The sequence below is a fragment of the Pseudarthrobacter sp. O4 genome (genome assembly GCF_050157025.1).
In the GTDB taxonomy this organism is placed as follows: domain Bacteria; phylum Actinomycetota; class Actinomycetes; order Actinomycetales; family Micrococcaceae; genus Arthrobacter.
Genome location: NZ_CP189591.1, coordinates 115,503 through 132,524, shown reverse-complemented (window position 1 = coordinate 132,524; position 17,022 = coordinate 115,503). Strand labels below are relative to the sequence as shown.

Sequence of the window (17,022 nt, the reverse complement as noted above, 5' to 3'; positions counted from 1 at the left end):
CGTCCCTAGCCCTTGCTGCGGGCCCGGCTCGGTTGTACCCGCGGCGGTTCGCCCGGCATCTTCGGGTAGTCCGGCGGGAAGGGCAGCTCCCCCAGTCCGGCGGCGACGTCCCGTTCCCACCAGCCCATGAGGACGTCGATGGTGCCGGCCGTGGCGTGCATCTCCGCCCACGGGTCCCCGGTGGTCTTGAGCCGGTCCGGCACAGTGGCGATGGTGAAATCCGTTGGCTCGGTACTCTCGAGTTCTTCCCAGCCGATGGGGCAGCACACAGTGGCGTTCTCCAGGGCGCGTGGGCTGTAGGCCCCTGCCATGGTGCGGTCGCGGTTGGCCTGGTTGAAGTCAACGAAGATCCGCGTGCCGCGTTCCTCCTTCCACCAGGCCGTGGTGACCTTCTCGGGCATCCGCCGTTCAAGTTCGCGGGCGGCGGCGATCACGGCGTGCCGGACCTCCAGGAATTCGTGGCCGGGCTCGATAGGGGCGAAAACGTGCAGCCCGCGGTTTCCGGACGTCTTGATGAACGGCGTCAGCCCCGCCTCGGCCAGCACGGACCGCAGCTCCTGGGCTGCCGGGATGGCGTCCTCGAACCCGGTGCCGGGCTGAGGGTCCAGATCGATGCGCAGCTGGTCCGGGTTGTCCGAATTGCCGGCCCGCGACGGCCAGGGATGGAACACGATGGTGTTCATCTGGACGGCCCAGACCGCGGCCGCGATTTCGTCAAACACCAGCTGCGGATGCGAACGGCCGCTCGGATAGACCACGGTCACCGACCGCACATAGTCCGGGGCGCCCTTGGGCGGATTCTTCGAGAAGAACTGTTCGCCGTCGATGTTGTCCGAAAACCGCTGGAGCGTCACCGGACGGTCCCCGTTCGCGGCCAGGAACGCATCCCCGACGGCGACCATATAGTGGGCGAGATCAAGCTTCGTCAGCCCGAGCTTCGGCCACAGCACCCTCCCGGGACTCGAAATCCGGATCTCCCGGGTGCCGTGCGGGGAGCTGACAGAGACGTGGGCTTCTTCCTTGGCCATGGGGACAAGCTACTCTGCAGCAGTCGCAAAGAATAGCCTGCCCCCACGCCAAGGTGTGGCTCTTATCCCCCGGCGGTGCCGCTCAGGACTCGAGAACCAGCAGCTGGGCCTTGTCCGCGTCCCAGCCCACCCACAGCTCCTCATCCGGCAGGAAACCGGCGGCCCGGTCAGAACTGAGCTCACGCAGCTGGAGCTCATGGCCGCCGGCCCGGAGCCGGTGACGCGCCGTGGCCCCCAGATTCGTGGAGGACACCAGCGTTGCGGCGCAGCCGTTGCCCGCGGCCTGTGTGCTGAATTTGAGGTGCTCCGGACGGATGGAGACGGCGTAGTTCTCGCCGTCGGCTCCGCGGTCCCGGACCCTGGCCAGGCCCAGGCCGCCGAGATCCACCACAGCCTCGTCCCCGTTTCGCTCAACAATGCTGCAGGGGATGAGGTTGGTGTCGCCCAGGAAACTGGCCACCCAGTCGGTCAGCGGGTGGTTGTAGACCTCCTCCGGCGGCCCGGACTGGACCCCATAAAGTGGCGACTCGAAAAACTGTTGACTTTTGCCAGTGTGATCCCGCACACTCTTTTTGGGATCCCAAACCGGGATCCCGCAAAGTATCCCCAACGAGACTTTGAACGGACTCCAAACAAAGGACCCATCGTGGAGAGTTCAGTGAAGACCGACGACCGTCCTCTGCGGGAGAGCGTGCGCGACACGATCCGCAACAGGATCTTCGAGGGTCACTATGCTCCAGGTGTCCGCCTGGTGGAACGTGATCTCGCAGACGAGTTCGGCGTTTCCAGATTGCCGGTCCGGGAAGCACTGCGCATGCTGCGGCAGGAAGGCCTGGTCAGCGACAAAGCGAAGTCGCGGGGCACGATTGTCAGTAGCCTGACCCCGGAGGACGTTGCCGACCTTTTCGATGTGCGCCTGGCTCTGGAGGTGCTTGCCAGCCAGCTGGCGGCGGCGAGGGCGACGCCTGCCGACCTCAAAGGCCTCGATGCCCTTCTGGAACGGGCGCAGAGCTGCCTCGAGAACGGGTCGATCTTTGAGGCGCACGCAGCCAACAATGAATTCCACGACGCCATCACAACCATTGCGAGAAATGATTTCCTCCGTGCGGCCTTGGAACCGCTGCAGGGCAGGATGCACTGGCTCTTTCGTCATGTGTCCGATCTGCCGGAACTGATCAGGGAACACCGCCGGCTATACATGGCCATCGCCAGTGGTGACCCGGAGCACGCAGGACTCGCGTCCAGCAGCCACATTCAGAAGTACCGCAAGGACTACTACCAAACGCACTGACCTCAGCCAAACGGCCTGGGACTGTCTGCTGCCATCGGCGGACGGAGCCCTTCCGTCAGTGCACCCAAAATCCGATAGGTGCAAGGAGAAACCGTGTACCAGGAACAGGAATTTCAATGGAGAATCTTCCAGACCTTGTTATCTCCAATGCCGTGGTCGTCAACGCAGACGGCCGCCGCAACGCCCATGTGGTCATCCATGACGGCAAAATAGCGGACCTGGTTGACGTCGATCACCCAGTGCCGCCAGCGGACGTCACCGTCGACGCCGGCGGGCGCCTGCTGCTTCCGGGCGGCGTGGACGGTCACTGCCACGTGGCGCAGGTGACCGGCAAGTTCCGCACCATTGATGACTACGCTGTGACGTCGATGGCTGCGCTGTGGGGCGGCACCACTACAATCCTGGACTTCGGCATCCCCAGGGACAGCTCGGAAACGCCGCTGGAGGCAACCCATAACAAGATCGCGCTGGCACGCGAATCGCGCTGCGGCGTCGGACTGCACGGATCGGTCGTCAACTGGGATGAGACAATACCCGCCCAGCTCGAGGAACTCGCATCGCTGGGAATCCGCTCGGTGAAGATGTACACGACCAATCGTGGATCCACCCTGGCGGACAACGACACAATCCTGCAGGTGATGAAGCAGATGGTCCGCCTGGACGGACTTACCTACATTCATGCCGAGCATGATGCGATCATCGTCGACTGCACCGAGGCCCACGCCACTTCGGGAGCTATCGGCATCCGGCACTTGCACGAGACCCGGCCTGAACTTGCCGAAGAAGTTTCGGTCAAGGAAGCGCTGGCCATGGCCGAATACACAGGCGCTCCGGTGTACTTCGTCCATCAGTCCACCCCCGGCGCAGTGGACTTGGTTACTGCAGCCCGGTTGAGGGGAATCGCTGCGTACTCGGAGACGTGCCCGCACTACCTGGCCCTGGATGAGTCCGTATACGGCGAGCGGTTCCCCGAATGGTACGCCTGCTGTCCGCCGATGCGCAGCCCGGAGACGGTTTCAGCGTTGCGGGAACGCATGCTCTCCGGCGCAGTTCACACCATTTCTTCGGACCACTCTTGCTATGACCTTTCGCAAAAGCTCGAACGGAGCGACGACATCCGCCAGATGCCGCACGGGCTCCCCGGTGTTGAGACCCGGATGCCGGTCACATTTACGGAAATGGTCTCGCCCGACGGCCGCGGTGCCGAACGTTTCGCGGAGGTCTTCGCTGCAGGCCCTGCCCGAATCAACGCCGTTCCTGGGAAGGGCGTCATCGCACCCGGATACGACGCCGACTTGGTTCTTGTGGACCCGGCCGAGGTTCGAACGGTGTCCGGTGCCGGGCTGCACATGGGCACGGACTTCTCTCCGTTCGACGGCAAAAACCTGCGTGGATGGCCGCAGCTGGTGGTCTCCGCCGGCCGGATCGTCCTGGACGGAAACGGCTTCCACGACCCGGGACCAGTTGGCCGCTTCATTGAGCGCCACGGATTCCGGGAAGGAGCAGGCCTGCCTGCGGAGCTGGAGACAGCAGGCAGCAAGTCCTAGTTCCTAACGCCATCCCAACCCTCGATCCCAGCTCCACCCCACCCCACCCCGAAAGAATGACAAAGGAGTCACCATGGATACGGACCATAAGTCCTTGGCCGCGCTCGACCCAACGGGCCGGCTCTACAACGAAGACCTAGCTCCCGCCACGGAGCGGAAATGGACCTCGTACAGTTTCTTCGCCGTATGGATGTCGGCAATCCACAACATCGGCACCTACACCTTCGTTGCTGGCCTGTTCGTCATCGGCCTCACGGGCTGGCAGGTCCTTGCGGCGATATTGATCGGTACCGGGATTCTCTTCTTCGGCATGAACTGGGCCGGCAAGATGGGCCAGCGCACCGGCGTTCCCTTCCCGGTCATGGCCAGAATCAGCTTCGGCATCTGGGGAGCCAACATCCCCGCCCTGATCCGCGCGGTCATCGCCATTTGCTGGTACGGCATCCAGACCTATCTCGCCTCGATGGCCGTCGTCGTCCTCCTACTGCGGATCGACCCGGACCTGCAGCAATGGCAGAACCAGAGTTTCCTGGGCTTGTCCCTGCTGGGCTGGGCCTGCTTCATTCTGCTGTGGATTCTGCAGCTTCTGGTCATCACCCGTGGAATGGAAGCCGTGCGCCGCTTCCAAGACTGGGCCGGGCCCATTGTCTGGGCCGTCATGCTGGGGATGGCCGTATGGCTCTTCGCCATGGCTGGCTGGAACATCCCGATGGACCTGTCGATCAAGCCGATGGCCGGCGGAGATGCGTTCCGTGGCGTGCTGACTGGAGCTTTCCTCCTCGTCGCCACCTACGCCACCATGCTGCTGAACTACTGCGACTTCACACGCTTCGCCAAGTCGGCACGGTCCGTGGTGCGCGGTAATTTCTGGGGCATCCCGGTCAACTTCGCGGCATTCGCCGCAATCAGCATCACCATGACCATCGGCACCGTTGTCGTGTTCGGGGAAGCCATCACCGACCCCGCGCTGATCCTGGCCAGGGTCCCCGACACCACCGTCCTTGTCATCGGCGCAGTCATGTTCATCGTCGCCACCATTGGGGTGAACGTGGTCCTGAACTTCGTCTCACCCGCATACGACCTCGCCAATGTGTGGCCCAAGCACATAAACTTCCGCCGCGGCGGCATCATCAGCGCTGTGCTGGCACTGCTCGTCATGCCTTGGAACCTGTATTCGAACCCCGTCGTGGTCAACTACTTCCTGGGCGGCCTGGGAGCCTTCCTCGGCCCGCTGTTCGGAATCATGGCCGCCGACTACTTCTTGATCAACCGCGGAGTCATCAACATCAAGGACCTGTACCGCTCAGATGAAACGGGTGAGTACTTCTTTCGGAAGGGATTCAACCCTAAGGCCATCACCGTCTTTGTCCCGACAGCCATCCTCGCCGCCATCATGGCGCTTGTGCCGGGACTTGAATCGGTGGCAGCGTTTGCCTGGCCTGCAGGGCTGGTGACCGCGGGGGTTGGCTACTTCTTCGCAATGGGTGGGTCCACAAAGCCCGTCGTTATCCCGGCAGAACTGGAGGCCGAGCTCGAGCCGGTCGAGTAACAAGCTGCCCTGCTCTTAACGGTGGCCAGGGGCCGGACACAGCACACTCGTGGTGCTGTGTCCGGCCCCTGGGCTCGGTGCCCCGCAACCCGCCCGGATCGACGCCCAACCGATCGGCCAGCCTGGCCACCGCCACCGACAATGCCCCCGACACCTTGTCCGGCACGAACCCCAACCACGGCAACGTGCACAGCGCCACCGCCAGGCCGAGCCGATCCGCCGGCCCACGCCCCCGGCCAGGATCGACGAACGCGACATCGGCCGGGGACAGGGTGAAGAACCGGAACAACTCGTCCCGGCCGATCTCCAGGAACCCCCGCAGACCCTCCAACTCCCCGTCCGCGAACACCCGCGTCGCCAATACGACCTCCAACCAGCCCCACAGATCCCCGCTCAGAAGTCTACCCAGCCATATCCGCCCGATTTTCGGCGAGTACTACGGACACCCCTCAGGGGGCGCGGCGAGGAGATCACCGGCCAGGAAGTCAGTCTGCGGCGCTGTCCGGTTGCAACCGAACCAGATGTCTGTGTGGCCGGTGGGACCAGCGGAGTGTCTCTATTGCGCCGGGTAGTAGAAATGCAGCCCGAGCATGGGATACCCGTAGCGCCGGGCCGTTTCCGCGTCATACGGCTATTTGCGTAGCGGAATCGTGGCCCCCACCGGCCGATCAGCCCCCCCGTCGGATCAGGCCGCCGGCGTCAACGTTTCAGCAGGTCCGCGTGGTGCTCCGCGACGACGTTCGGGTGCGCCCGCAGCCGGTAGCGGAGGGCGTTGTCTCCATAGGTTTCCAGGATGGGGCTGTTCGTTGGGTCAACCGACAGGCCGCGGGCCTTCGCCTGGAATTCGGGGGCCACGGCCAGCTGTGGCATGGTCGCATCCAAGGCCGGGTTGTAGAAGAACGGCAGCGAGATCCGGTCAGTGCCGCGGAGCGGCGAGATCACCCGGTGCAGGGTCGCTTTAAGGTAACCGTTCGTGGCCAGTTCAAGCATCTCGCCGATGTTGACCACGAAGGTTCCCGGTACCTGCGGCGCGTCGATCCAGCGGCCCTCATGTTCAACCTGGAGGCCGCCTTTTCCGGGCTCCACCAGAAGCAGGGTCAGCACCCCGCCGTCGCGGTGGGAGCCCACACCCTGCCTGGGTTCCGGGTTGGACTCCCCGGGATACCGCACGATCTTCAGCAAGGGGAAAGCGCGTGCGGCGAATGCGTCGTCGAAGGTGTCCTCGGCCGCCCCCAGCGACACAGCCACGGCCCGCAGGAGTGTGAGCGAGATGGCACTCAGCCGCTCGGTCCATTCCGAGACAATCTCCCGCATCTCGGGCAACGCCTCCGGCCACAGGTTGGGCCCCTCCAGGCGCCAGTAATCCGCAACTCCGGGGCCCGGCTGCACAGCGCCGCGCTCGACGCCGACGTCGATCTGCTCGCGCCAGTCGACGGCGCCGTCCGTGAGTTCGCCGCCTACCCGGGTGTAGCCCCGGAACTGAGGGCTGAAAACGTTTTCGACGGCGAGCTTCTGCTCCTCCGGCAGGTCAAAGAACCTGCGTGAGACCTCCAGAATCGCCTCGGTCAGCTGCTCAGGAACCCCGTGCCCCGCCAGATAGAAGAACCCGACTTCATGCATCGCCTCACGAAGCTCGTTCCGGAATTGCGCCGCTTCTTCCGCACCTGCGTTCAAACGGGAAAAGTCAAGGATGGGCAATGATTCGAGTGGCAACGTCTTAGTCCTTTTCAGTGAACTTGGCAAGCTGGCGCCTGTACTTGCTTCAATGTTACGGAGGGGACTGCATCGTCGAAGATAAACGTGTCGAAATAAGACTTCCGGGCCAGGGCTCCGGCAACCGGACTCACATCCTGCCCTTCGTCCGCGCCGTCGCCGGTGCCGTCCACGGGTCCTCCGGCCACGGGTGCCTGGGATAGCGGCCCCGCATCTCCGCACGGACCTGCGCATAGGGTCCCGACCAGAAGGACGCCAGGTCGTCCGTCACGGCCAGCGGCCGGCGGGCCGGCGAGAGCAGATGGAAAAGCACCGGAACCCTTCCGCGCACCAGCCGCGGCGTCTGGTCCCAGCCGAAGCACTCCTGCAGTTTGACCGCCACCACCGGGCGGCCGCCGTCGTCATCCACGTCCGGGTAATCGATTTTCACCCAGGAACCGCTGGGTACTTCCAGTCGCTCCGGCACCAGCTCACCCAGCCGCGACGCCTCGGGCCATGGCAGCAGCCTCCGCAAGGGATCCGCCAGGTCGATGCCGCTCGTCGCGGCGCCGCCGGCCAGGCGGTCCAGTTCGGGTTCCAGCCACTCTTGCAGGCGGGCCAGCAGCGCCGGATCGGAAACATCCGGCCAGGGGCTGCCCAATTCCCGGTGCAGCAGGGCAAGGCGCCGGCGCAACGCGTCCGCCGCCGGAGACCACCCGATCATCCCGAGTCCTTCCTGCTCCAGCGCGAGGGCCACCGCCGCACGTCCTTCCGCGGCGGACGGCCGAACGGGTGTGGAGGACAGCACGATCGCGCCCAGCCGCCGTTCCCGCCGGGCCGTGACGCGGCCCTGGCTGAACCGCGCCTCCACAGTGTCAGTCAGCAACTGCCCGGCGGCGGCCTCCGCGGTATCCGCCGTCAGTGGCGCCGCGGAACGGATCACGGCACCGGTCCCCGCCGCATCCCGCCCCTGGGCGCGGGAGACTTCGGCGACGGCCAGCCACTCATGACCGGACAGTGAGCTGCCGGCAGGCAGCCCTGCCCGGGTACCGGACGAGAGGAGGTAGCGCTCCGGCCCCTCACCGGAGACCCGGCGAGCCACGCGGTCCGGGAACGCGAGGGCGACGACGAAACCAACCGCCGCCGCGGGCGCCGGCGGGGCAGCCAGTGAAGCGGCCACGACGCCGGACTTCTCCTGGCGCGCGATCGCCTCCATCCGCCGGACGTCCTCGTTCCAGCGCCGGGACGCCAGTTCCCCGCCCGTCCGCAGCCCGGCCAAAAGTCTTGTGAGATCGGCGCCGGGGGCACGCTGGTCCCCGGCCACGAGGGCGACGGCCTCCGCCGCGGTGCGGTGGCCGACGGCCGCGGCGCCGTCCAGCAGGGCGCGGGCCAGGCGCGGGTCGGCGGGCACCCGGGCAAGGGTCCGGCCCAGATCCGTGGCGAGGCCGTCCGGTTGGACCGCGCCGAGTTCCCGCAGTACCTCCACGGCCTCCGCCATCGCCGCCCGGGGCGGAGCGTCCGGAAGAGCCAGCCCCTGGCCGCCGGGCGAGCCCCAGCACGCCAGGATCAGGGCGGCGGCCGTCAAGTCCGCCACCACGATCTCCGGGGTTTGGTGGGCCGGGGCGGCGCCGAAGGTTTTCTGGTCGTAACAGCGCACCACCTTCCCGGGCCCCTGGCGGGCCGCACGTCCGGCGCGCTGTTCGGCCGACGCCCGGGAGCAGGACACAGTGACCAGGCCGGACATGCCGCGGCTGGCGTCCCGGCGCGGTTCACGGGACAGCCCGGAGTCAATGACGAGCCGGACTCCCGGAACCGTCAGCGAGGATTCGGCCAGGCCCGTGGACACAATGATCCGGGCGGGCCCGCCCGGTTCCCGCCCCGAAACCACACGGTCCTGCTCCGCAGGGCCGATCTGGCCGTGAAGTTCCAATACTTCCGCACCGGTCCGGCCGCGTATTCGGGCCGCGACGTAGGAGACTTCCCACGCTCCCGGGACGAACACCAGGGCGTCGAGGTCCTGTCCGGATGCACAGGCTTTGGCGTGCGACGCCGCGGCCGTGTCCGCCACGTGGTCCAGGAACGCCCGCGTCACTCCCCGATGATCCAGCCGTGCCCCCGCCGCGGGCGCCCATTCGACGTCCAGCGGGTAAAGCGCGGACGGGCAGTCGACGACGGGAGCCGGCCCGCCGCCGTCGGGCTCCCCGCCGGCCCCGATCCCGCCCCCGATCAGGGCGGCGAAGCGCGGCGCATCCAGGGTGGCGGACATGGCGACGAGGGTAAGGTCACCGCGCAGTTGCCGGACTTCACCGAGCAGGCCGACGAGCAGATCGGTCTCCAGCCCGCGTTCGTGCACCTCGTCGAGGATGACGACGCCGGTGGTCTCCAGCCCCGGGTCCGCGAGCAGCCGGCGCAGCAGGATCCCCGGAGTAACGAACTCGATCAGGGTCCCGGGGCCCGTCTGTCGTTCCCCGCGGACCGTGTAGCCGACCCTGTCCCCGAGCCGGCTGCCGTCCAGGGCGGCCAGGCGGCGGGCTGCCGAGCGGGCGGCGACGCGCCGCGGCTGGGTCACCACCACGCGCGGTGCGGCGGCGTTATCCCGTCCTTCCTTCATGGCGGAGCCGATATTGGCGAGCAGCGGGGGTACCAGCGTCGTCTTGCCCGTGCCCGGCGGGGCCTGCACCACCGCGGTGCCCGCCGGGCCTGCAGCCAGAAGCGCGGCAGCGAGCTCCGCCAGTGACTCCGCAAAAGTCAGCCCGGCTCCGATCGCACCCAGATCGAAGGGCCCGCGGGCGACGGCGGGGTCAAGGGGGACGAACGGGGAAGAAGGCACCACTCCATTGTGCCGACAAAGTCATGCCTGCACCGTCCGGGGCCGCCGCTTCGCCCCAGGCAGGGTGCTCCGAAAGCGCACGGTACCGCACACCGTACCGCGCAGCGGATGCGGTCTAGAGTGAATTATGGATACCCCCGCCGGCTGGGAACGTCCACGGACATCCCTCTACACCGACCACTATGAACTCACCATGTTCCAGGCGGCCCTGCAGTCCGGCGCGGCGCACCGCAGAACCATCTTCGAGGCCTTCGCCCGGGCCCTGCCGGACGGCCGGCGGTACGGCATCGTGGCCGGGACCGGCCGCCTGCTGGAGGGCATCGCGCAGTTCCGTTTCGGCCAGGTCGAGCTGGACTTCATCGCCGACACCGGGGTTGTCAACGACGCGACGTTGACCCGGCTCGAAGGCTACCGGTTTTCCGGTGATATCTGGGGCTATCCCGAGGGCGAGGCGTACTTCCCGCACTCCCCTGTCCTGATGGTGGAGTCGAGCTTTGCCGAAGCCTGCATCCTGGAGACGTATGTCCTGTCCGTCCTGAATCACGACAGTGCCATTGCCTCGGCGGCATCCCGGATGACCAGCGCCGCCGCCGGCAGGCCCTGCATCGAAATGGGCTCGCGCCGCGCGCACGAGGAAGCGGCTCCGGCTGCCGCCCGGGCCGCCGTCATCGCGGGCTTCGCAGCGACGTCGAACCTGGCGGCCGGCCGGCGCTTCGGCCTGAGGACCGTCGGCACGGCCGCACATTCCTTTACACTCCTCCATGATTCGGAGCGCGACGCGTTCCGGGCGCAGCTGGACTCGCAAGGACCGGGCACCACACTGCTCGTGGACACTTACGACGTCGAAGCGGCCGTCCGGACGGCAGTCGAACTGGCGGGCGACAAGTTAGGAGCGGTCCGGCTCGATTCCGGCGACCTCGTGGCGCAGGCCACGCGCGTGCGGGAACTGCTGGACCAGCTGGGCAACATCCATACCAAGATCGTGGTGACCTCCGATCTGGACGAGTACTCCCTCGCCGCGCTCCGCTCCGCCCCGGCCGATTCGTACGGGATCGGCACCTCCCTGGTGACCGGTTCCGGCGCCCCAACCGCCGGCATGGTCTACAAACTGGTGAGCCGGACCAATGACGCAGGCGAATTAGTTCCCGTGGCCAAGGCCTCCAGGAACAAGATCAACCCGGGCGGCCGGAAGTACGCGGTGCGGAGGCTCGACGGGAACGGCGTCGCCACGCACGAGGTGGTGGGGGTCGGACACCTTCCCGCCGAGCCGAACGGGCGGCCGCTGCTCCAGCAGTTCATGAAGGATGGCGGAGTGCTGCCGGGCTGGACCGGCCCGGAGGCCGTGGCGCGGGCCCGCCGGAGGCACGCCGATACGATGGCGGAACTGCCGCCCGTCGTGAACAGGCTGCAGCGGGGCGAACCCGCTATCCCGACTGTCTACGTATGACGGTGCCGCGGGCGCCTAGAAGGGTGCTCCGGCCGGTTTCACGGCCAGCACCGGACGGTCCGCCTGCATGAGGATGCGCTGGGCATGGCTGCCGAGGATGAACTTGCCGACCTGCGAGCGGTGGCGCAGACCAATCACGATCAGCGATGCGTCGATTTCCCGGGCGAGATCCAGGAACTCGTCGGCCAGGTCGTGCTGGTAGGGCGGCTGCAGCACGGACGTGCGGACGCCGGCCTCCGTGGCCCGACGAGATGCCTGCTCGAGAACGTCGCGGGGAGCCACTGCATTGTCTGCCAGTGCGCCTTCGCGCGCGGAGTTGACGATCACGAGGTCCTCGTTCCGGAGTTTCGCTTCGGCGATGCCCGCGGTGAGGGCGGCCTCCCCCGCGGGTGTGGGGACGAAACCGACGATGATGCTCATACCTTCTCCTTGATTTTTTCCGGTGCGGGCACCCCGGAGTCGGAGGCCTTGCGCTTGGCCAGCATGCTCCGGATGCCCGGGAGCACTGCCACCAGCACGAAGACGGTCAGCAGGGTCGCCGAAATCGGGCGGCTGAAGAAGCCCGTGGGGTCCCCGCCGAAGACCAGCAGCGAACGTCGAAGCGAGCTCTCGAGAAGCGAGCCCAGGACGAACGCCAGGACCAGCGGCCCCGGTTCGAACCCGAACTTCTTCATGAGGTAGCCGATGATGCCGAAGACGACGACGAGCGTGACGTCGAACATGCTGTTGTTGATGGTGTAGGCGCCGAGCAGGGTGATCAGGGCGGTGACCGGGGCCAGAATCGCGGCCCGGACGCGAAGGATCTTCACGAAGATTCCCACGAGGGGCAGGCTCATGATCAGCAACAGGATGTTGCCGATGTACATCGAGTTCACCACGCCCCAGAACAGCTCCGGGTCCTGATCCACGAGCTGCGGACCGGGCGTCACCCCCTGGATCAGGAGAGCGCCGAACATGAGCGCCATGGTGGCGTTCGCCGGGATCCCGAGCGTGAGCAGTGGGATGAAGGAGGACGTTGCGGCGGCGTTGTTGGCAGTTTCCGGACCAGCCACGCCTTCCGGGGCGCCCTTGCCGAACCGTTCGGGCTGTTTGGCGCGCTTTTTCTCCATGGCGTAGGACGCCATCGAGGCAATCGTGGCGCCGCCACCGGGCAGAATGCCCAGGAAGAAGCCGAGGACAGAGCCGCGTCCGATCGCACCCGAGGCCTGCTTGAGATCTGCCCGGGATGGCCAGACGTTGGTGACCTTCGAGGGGGCCTTGGCGGCACGGTGCCGTTCCTCGAGGTTGTACAGGATTTCGCCAAGCCCGAAGACGCCCATGGCGATCGGCACGAAGTCGATGCCGTCGGCGAGCTCCAGGCTGCCAAAGGTGAAGCGGCTTTCGCCGGTGAAGATGTCCCGCCCCACTGTTGCCAGCAGCAAGCCGAAGGCAGCGGCAATTAGTGCCTTTGTTTTGGCGCCGTTGCTGATGGTTGCCACCAGCAGGATGCCGAGCAGCGCGAGTGCCGAGTATTCGGCCGGGCCGAAGTCGAGGGCAAAACTGGCCACGACCGGCGCCAGGAAGGTCAGGCCGATAATGGAGGCGGTTCCTCCGATGAAGGAGCCGATGGACGCGAGGCCCAGTGCGGTGCCGGCCTTGCCCTGCTTGGCCATCTGGTAGCCGTCAAAGACGGTGACCACGGACGATGCTTCGCCGGGTAGCCGGAGGAGCACGGACGTGATGGTTCCGCCGTACTGCGCGCCATAGAAGATGCCCGCCAGCATGATGATGGCGGTGACGGGCTCAACGTTGTAGGTGAGCGGGAGCAGGATGGCAATGGTGGCCGCGGGCCCCAGTCCCGGCAGGACACCGATCAACATGCCGATGACGACGCCGATCAGGCAGTACAGGAGGTTGGTCGGCTCCAGGACAACGGCAAATCCGTTGATCACGGGATTCAGAAAATCCACGGGGTTCTCCTAGAAGAGGTGGGGAACGGAGGTGTTGAGCGCCAGGACGAAGATCCCGTAGAACGCCGCGACGACGATGGCGCTGACCAGCAGCGTGGAGCGCCAGGTTTCGCCGCCGAGGAACCTCATCCAGATGACGCTCAGGACGAGAGCGGGCAGTTCGAAGCCGATGGCCGGCATCAGTGCCACCATGGCGGCGAGGGTGACCAGGCCGGTGAGGGGAGCCGTTGACATGCGGGTGAACTTCTCCGCATCCCGGTTGTGCCGGCCGGCGATCAGCTGGAAAAGGCCCAGGGCCACCATCACGCAGCTGATGATGAACGGCCACAGTCCGGGCTGCGGTGCTGCCGGAGTGCCCAGCCCCATTGCGAGGGACAGGACGAGGGCGCCGGCCCCGACGCCGAGAACCACGAGGGAAGACGCCGCATTGGCGAGTGCTCCGGCCGCGGGCGGCTTTTCGTCTTCCCACTGGGCGGCGAGCTGTTCCGGGGTGAGCTCCTCCAGCACGTCATCCGCAAATCCGTCCGGAAGGCCGTCCGGGCCGGGCCCGGCGGAGGGAACCGCGCTGACGCTGGCCCCTCCGCCGGACACCGGGTCGGATGACTTCGCTCGGGTCACTTCGTCCCGCTGAGGCTGATGTCGTACTTCTCAACCAGCGACTTGTACTTGGCTGCGTAGTCCTTCCACTGGGTGACAACTTCCTCGCCCGAGATTTCCTTCGGGGTCAGCATGTTCTTCTTGTTGAACTCCTTGTAGGAGTCAGACTTGAAGGTCTCCTGGATGGCTGCCAGCAGCTTGTCCTTCACGTCCTTGGGAGTCCCCTTCGGGGCAGCGACGGCGCGGTACTGCGCCACGGGCACGTCGTAGCCGGATTCCTTGGCTGTCGGGACGTCCGGGAGGAAGGAGTTCCGCTGTTCGGAGAAGACGAGCAGCGGAGTGACCTTCCCGGCCTGGATCTGCGGCATGGCTTCACCGAGCTGGATGGTGGACACCTCGACCTGGTTGCCGAGGACCGCTGTGAGCGCCGGCTTGCCGCTGTCGAAAGGCACGTCCGTTCCGTTCACGTTGGCCTGCTTGAAGAGCACTTTCTGGGCCAACTGGCTGCCGGTGCCGACTCCGGTGGTGCCAAAGGTGATGTTGCGGCCTGCCCCGGTCAGATCCTTGATCGTGTTGAGCCCGGAGGCTTTGCTGGCCACTAGTACGTAGTCGTCCTGGGACAGCCCTGCGATGATGTCCAGATCATCGATGTTGACGGCCTCATCGGCCGTCACAGCCAGCGGAGTGATGGTGATGAGCGAAGCGGTGACAAGCAGCAGGTTCTGGCCGTCGGCCGGCTTGCCGGCCACTTCCTTGGTGGCCAGGGCGCCGTTGGCGCCGGGCTTGTTCACCACGGGCATCGGGGCGCCCAGCGTCTTGGCGGCGCCCTCCGAGATGGCGCGGGCAATCAGGTCCGTGCTCCCGCCGGCGGCCTGGCCTACGGTGAGGCTGACCGGCCCGTTCGGATACTTGGAGGAATCGCTGCTGCCGCCGGCGACATTGCCGCAGGCGGTCAGGGCCAGAAGGGTGGCGGCGGATGCCGCTCCGAGCAAGGTGCGGCGCGTGGGGAAGTGCATCATTGGAACTCCTCGTTGACAGGCAGGGCAACAGCCCCGGAAGCAGGTGAACCGGATCACTCTCGGTTCGCTGAATCGAGTGTAGGGAGCCATTATGATGCATGTCTAAGCCCAAATATGCATCGAGTGATACCAGGAAGGCATCATGTTTACCTTTGACCAGCTGGCAGGATTCATTGCCGTGGCGGAAGAGCTCCACTTCGGCCGCGCCGCGGAACGCCTGAACATGACCCAGCCGCCGCTGAGCCGCCAGATCCAGAAACTGGAGAAGACCGTCGGGGCAGAACTGCTGGAACGGGACAACCGGAAAGTCCAGCTGACGCACGCCGGAAAGGCCTTCCTGGACGAAGCGCGGCGGCTGTTGGCACTCGCGGAGCGTGCGCCGGTCACTGCCCGCCGCATCGCCTCCGGCCGCTCCGGCGTGCTGCGCATCGGCTTTACCGCCGCCAGCGGGTTCAGCATTCTGGGGCCGTTGCTGGAGGAGATTTCCACAATCCTTCCGGATGTTGACGTAGACCTCCAGGAACTGGTCACCGGCGAGCAGATCCGGGCCCTGGGGACCGGGGAACTGGACCTCGGCCTGGCCAGGCCGCCCTTTGACAACAACGTCTTCGACTCGCGCCTGCTGTACCGCGAGTCGATGATGTTGGCAGTTCCCGCGGACCACCGGCTGGCCACGCTTGGCCGGGTCATCGAGAACGACGACCTCAAGGACGAAGCCCTGGTCATGCATTCCCCGATGCAGGCGAGGTACTTCTACGACCTCGTGATCCGCATGCTGCCAGTGCAGCACGGAAACGTGGTCCACACCGTCAGCCAGATTTTGACCATGGTCTCGCTGGTGGCCGCCAAACGCGGCGTGGCCTTTGTGCCCCACTCCGCAACCGCACTGGGCATTCAGGGCGTCGAGTTCCTGCCGCTGGCCAGCAGCCACGGCGATCCGGTGGAACTTCACGCAATCTGGAACCGCAAAGTTGAAAACCCCGCCCTGTCCCGGTTGCTGCGGAGTCTCGACTTCCAGATGGACTGACCGCCCCACGATGCCCACAGGGTATCAATGCATTCCAAAATGCACTTAGACAGGCATTGGGCCCACACCTAGTCTGAAGAGGAACCGCACTTCCCCGCCGATCACGGCGCCCACCCGGAGGACCATATCGTGGCAAAATACACACCCCAGGAACTGGCAAACGCCCTCAAGGACGGCCTGCTGTCCTTCCCCGTCACATCGTTCGATGCCGAGCTGCAGTTTGACGAGGAGAACTACCGCAAGCACCTTGCCTGGCAGGCCAGCTTCCCGGTGGCCGGCCTTTTCGCGGCGGGCGGAACCGGTGAGGGATTCTCCCTCACCCCGGCCGAGTCCGAGCGTGTTGTCCGTGCCGCCGTCCAGGAAGTCGGCAACCTCGTCCCGGTCCTGGCCTCAGCCGGCGGATCCACCGCCCAGGCCATCGACAACGCCCGCGCCGCCGAGGCCGCCGGCGCCGACGGCATCCTGCTGCTCCCGCCGTACCTGACCGAGGCGGACCAGGGCGGTCTGATTGACCACGTCAGCGCCATCTGCCGGGCCACGTCCCTCGGCGTCATCATCTACAACCGCGCCAACGCCATCTACAAGGACACCACGGTAGCCACCCTGGCGGGCCGCCACGAGAACCTGATCGGCTTCAAGGACGGCGTGGGCGACCTCGAGCATGACGCCCGCGTCTACGCCAAGCTCGGCGACCGCCTGTTCTACCTTGGCGGCCTGCCCACGGCCGAAACCTTTGCCCTTCCGCTGCTTCAGCTCGGCATGAGCACCTACTCCAGTGCCATGTACAACTTCGTGCCCCAGTTTGCCCTGGACTTCTACCAGGACGTCCGCAATCACGACCGGGTCGCCGTGAACAAGAAGCTCAACGAGTTCGTGATCCCGTACCTGGACATCCGCGACCGGGTGAAGGGCTATTCCGTCTCGATCGTCAAGGGCGGCCTCGACGCGATCGGCCGCTCCGCCGGCGGAGTCAGGCCTCCCCTGCAGAACCTGGCGCCCCAGGATCTCGCGGACCTCAAAGCACTCATCTCCACCGTCTCCTAGGA

At 66.1% G+C, this 17,022-nt stretch carries 15 protein-coding genes; 6 read left to right on the top strand and 9 right to left on the bottom strand.

Annotated features, from left to right (window positions below; all coding sequences use genetic code 11):
• Positions 1–5: 5 nt before the first annotated feature.
• Positions 6–1,028: a non-homologous end-joining DNA ligase gene (gene ligD, locus ACQCSU_RS00600; protein WP_426977642.1), complete on the bottom strand. Its 1,023-nt coding sequence runs from the start codon at positions 1,026–1,028 to the stop codon at positions 6–8.
• Between the two features lie 82 nt (positions 1,029–1,110).
• Positions 1,111–1,593 carry a TOBE domain-containing protein gene (locus tag ACQCSU_RS00595; RefSeq protein WP_426977640.1) on the bottom strand — a complete coding sequence of 161 codons (483 nt, stop codon included), beginning with the start codon at positions 1,591–1,593 and terminating at the stop codon, positions 1,111–1,113.
• Between the two features lie 93 nt (positions 1,594–1,686).
• On the opposite strand from ACQCSU_RS00595, the gene ACQCSU_RS00590 reads away from it, so the two are divergent.
• The 3 genes from ACQCSU_RS00590 to ACQCSU_RS00580 all read left to right on the top strand — a co-directional run bounded on the left by ACQCSU_RS00590 (position 1,687) and on the right by ACQCSU_RS00580 (position 5,415).
• The gene (locus tag ACQCSU_RS00590) at positions 1,687–2,319 is read left to right on the top strand and encodes a GntR family transcriptional regulator (protein ID WP_426977639.1); all 633 of its coding nucleotides are present in this window, start codon (positions 1,687–1,689) and stop codon (positions 2,317–2,319) included.
• A 116-nt stretch (positions 2,320–2,435) separates the two neighbouring features.
• Positions 2,436–3,866: an amidohydrolase family protein gene (locus tag ACQCSU_RS00585; protein WP_426977637.1), complete on the top strand. Its 1,431-nt coding sequence runs from the start codon at positions 2,436–2,438 to the stop codon at positions 3,864–3,866.
• Between the two features lie 73 nt (positions 3,867–3,939).
• Positions 3,940–5,415 carry an NCS1 family nucleobase:cation symporter-1 gene (locus ACQCSU_RS00580; RefSeq protein ID WP_426977636.1) on the top strand — a complete coding sequence of 492 codons (1,476 nt, stop codon included), beginning with the start codon at positions 3,940–3,942 and terminating at the stop codon, positions 5,413–5,415.
• On the opposite strand, the gene ACQCSU_RS00575 is transcribed toward ACQCSU_RS00580, so the two are convergent.
• The 3 genes from ACQCSU_RS00575 to hrpB form a co-directional block, all read right to left on the bottom strand.
• Positions 5,372–5,764: a DUF4158 domain-containing protein gene (locus tag ACQCSU_RS00575; RefSeq protein WP_426979895.1), complete on the bottom strand. Its 393-nt coding sequence runs from the start codon at positions 5,762–5,764 to the stop codon at positions 5,372–5,374. The genes ACQCSU_RS00580 and ACQCSU_RS00575 overlap by 44 nt on opposite strands.
• Before the next feature lie 350 nt (positions 5,765–6,114).
• Positions 6,115–7,128 carry an isopenicillin N synthase family dioxygenase gene (locus ACQCSU_RS00570; RefSeq protein WP_426977635.1) on the bottom strand — a complete coding sequence of 338 codons (1,014 nt, stop codon included), beginning with the start codon at positions 7,126–7,128 and terminating at the stop codon, positions 6,115–6,117.
• 130 nt (positions 7,129–7,258) lie between these two features.
• Complete coding sequence (gene hrpB, locus ACQCSU_RS00565; protein ID WP_426977634.1) at positions 7,259–9,937, bottom strand: ATP-dependent helicase HrpB; 2,679 nt, start codon at positions 9,935–9,937, stop codon at positions 7,259–7,261.
• A 127-nt stretch (positions 9,938–10,064) separates the two neighbouring features.
• On the opposite strand from hrpB, the gene ACQCSU_RS00560 reads away from it, so the two are divergent.
• Positions 10,065–11,384 carry a nicotinate phosphoribosyltransferase gene (locus ACQCSU_RS00560; protein ID WP_426977633.1) on the top strand — a complete coding sequence of 440 codons (1,320 nt, stop codon included), beginning with the start codon at positions 10,065–10,067 and terminating at the stop codon, positions 11,382–11,384.
• A gap of 15 nt (positions 11,385–11,399) precedes the next feature.
• Here the strand turns inward: ACQCSU_RS00560 and ACQCSU_RS00555 are convergent, their stop codons facing one another.
• Genes ACQCSU_RS00555 through ACQCSU_RS00540 form a run of 4 tightly spaced genes read right to left on the bottom strand, consistent with a single transcriptional unit; the run spans position 11,400 to position 14,949 of the window.
• Positions 11,400–11,804, bottom strand: a complete 405-nt coding sequence (locus ACQCSU_RS00555) for a universal stress protein (RefSeq protein WP_426977631.1) — start codon at positions 11,802–11,804, stop codon at positions 11,400–11,402.
• Positions 11,801–13,333, bottom strand: a complete 1,533-nt coding sequence (locus ACQCSU_RS00550; protein WP_426977629.1) for a tripartite tricarboxylate transporter permease — start codon at positions 13,331–13,333, stop codon at positions 11,801–11,803. Before ACQCSU_RS00550 ends, ACQCSU_RS00555 begins: the two co-directional genes overlap by 4 nt.
• Before the next feature lie 9 nt (positions 13,334–13,342).
• On the bottom strand, positions 13,343–13,951 hold the full coding sequence (locus ACQCSU_RS00545; protein ID WP_426977628.1) for a tripartite tricarboxylate transporter TctB family protein: 609 nt from the start codon (positions 13,949–13,951) through the stop codon (positions 13,343–13,345).
• A complete protein-coding gene (locus ACQCSU_RS00540) occupies positions 13,948–14,949 on the bottom strand; it encodes a tripartite tricarboxylate transporter substrate binding protein (RefSeq protein ID WP_426977626.1) in 1,002 nt (333 codons plus the stop codon). Before ACQCSU_RS00540 ends, ACQCSU_RS00545 begins: the two co-directional genes overlap by 4 nt.
• Before the next feature lie 142 nt (positions 14,950–15,091).
• On the opposite strand from ACQCSU_RS00540, the gene ACQCSU_RS00535 reads away from it, so the two are divergent.
• Both ACQCSU_RS00535 and kdgD read left to right on the top strand, forming a co-directional pair.
• On the top strand, positions 15,092–15,976 hold the full coding sequence (locus tag ACQCSU_RS00535) for a LysR family transcriptional regulator (RefSeq protein WP_426977624.1): 885 nt from the start codon (positions 15,092–15,094) through the stop codon (positions 15,974–15,976).
• A gap of 129 nt (positions 15,977–16,105) precedes the next feature.
• Positions 16,106–17,020: a 5-dehydro-4-deoxyglucarate dehydratase gene (gene kdgD / locus ACQCSU_RS00530; protein WP_426977623.1), complete on the top strand. Its 915-nt coding sequence runs from the start codon at positions 16,106–16,108 to the stop codon at positions 17,018–17,020.
• The last annotated feature ends 2 nt before the right edge of the window (positions 17,021–17,022 follow it).

Coding starts and splice junctions, on each gene's coding strand:
- ACQCSU_RS00560 (WP_426977633.1), top strand. CDS start 10,065: ATGGATACCCCCGCCGGCTGGGAACGTCCACGGACATCCCTCTACACC.
- ACQCSU_RS00555 (WP_426977631.1), bottom strand. CDS start 11,804: ATGAGCATCATCGTCGGTTTCGTCCCCACACCCGCGGGGGAGGCCGCC.
- ACQCSU_RS00535 (WP_426977624.1), top strand. CDS start 15,092: ATGTTTACCTTTGACCAGCTGGCAGGATTCATTGCCGTGGCGGAAGAG.
- ACQCSU_RS00580 (WP_426977636.1), top strand. CDS start 3,940: ATGGATACGGACCATAAGTCCTTGGCCGCGCTCGACCCAACGGGCCGG.
- ACQCSU_RS00540 (WP_426977626.1), bottom strand. CDS start 14,949: ATGATGCACTTCCCCACGCGCCGCACCTTGCTCGGAGCGGCATCCGCC.
- ligD (WP_426977642.1), bottom strand. CDS start 1,028: ATGGCCAAGGAAGAAGCCCACGTCTCTGTCAGCTCCCCGCACGGCACC.
- ACQCSU_RS00585 (WP_426977637.1), top strand. CDS start 2,436: ATGGAGAATCTTCCAGACCTTGTTATCTCCAATGCCGTGGTCGTCAAC.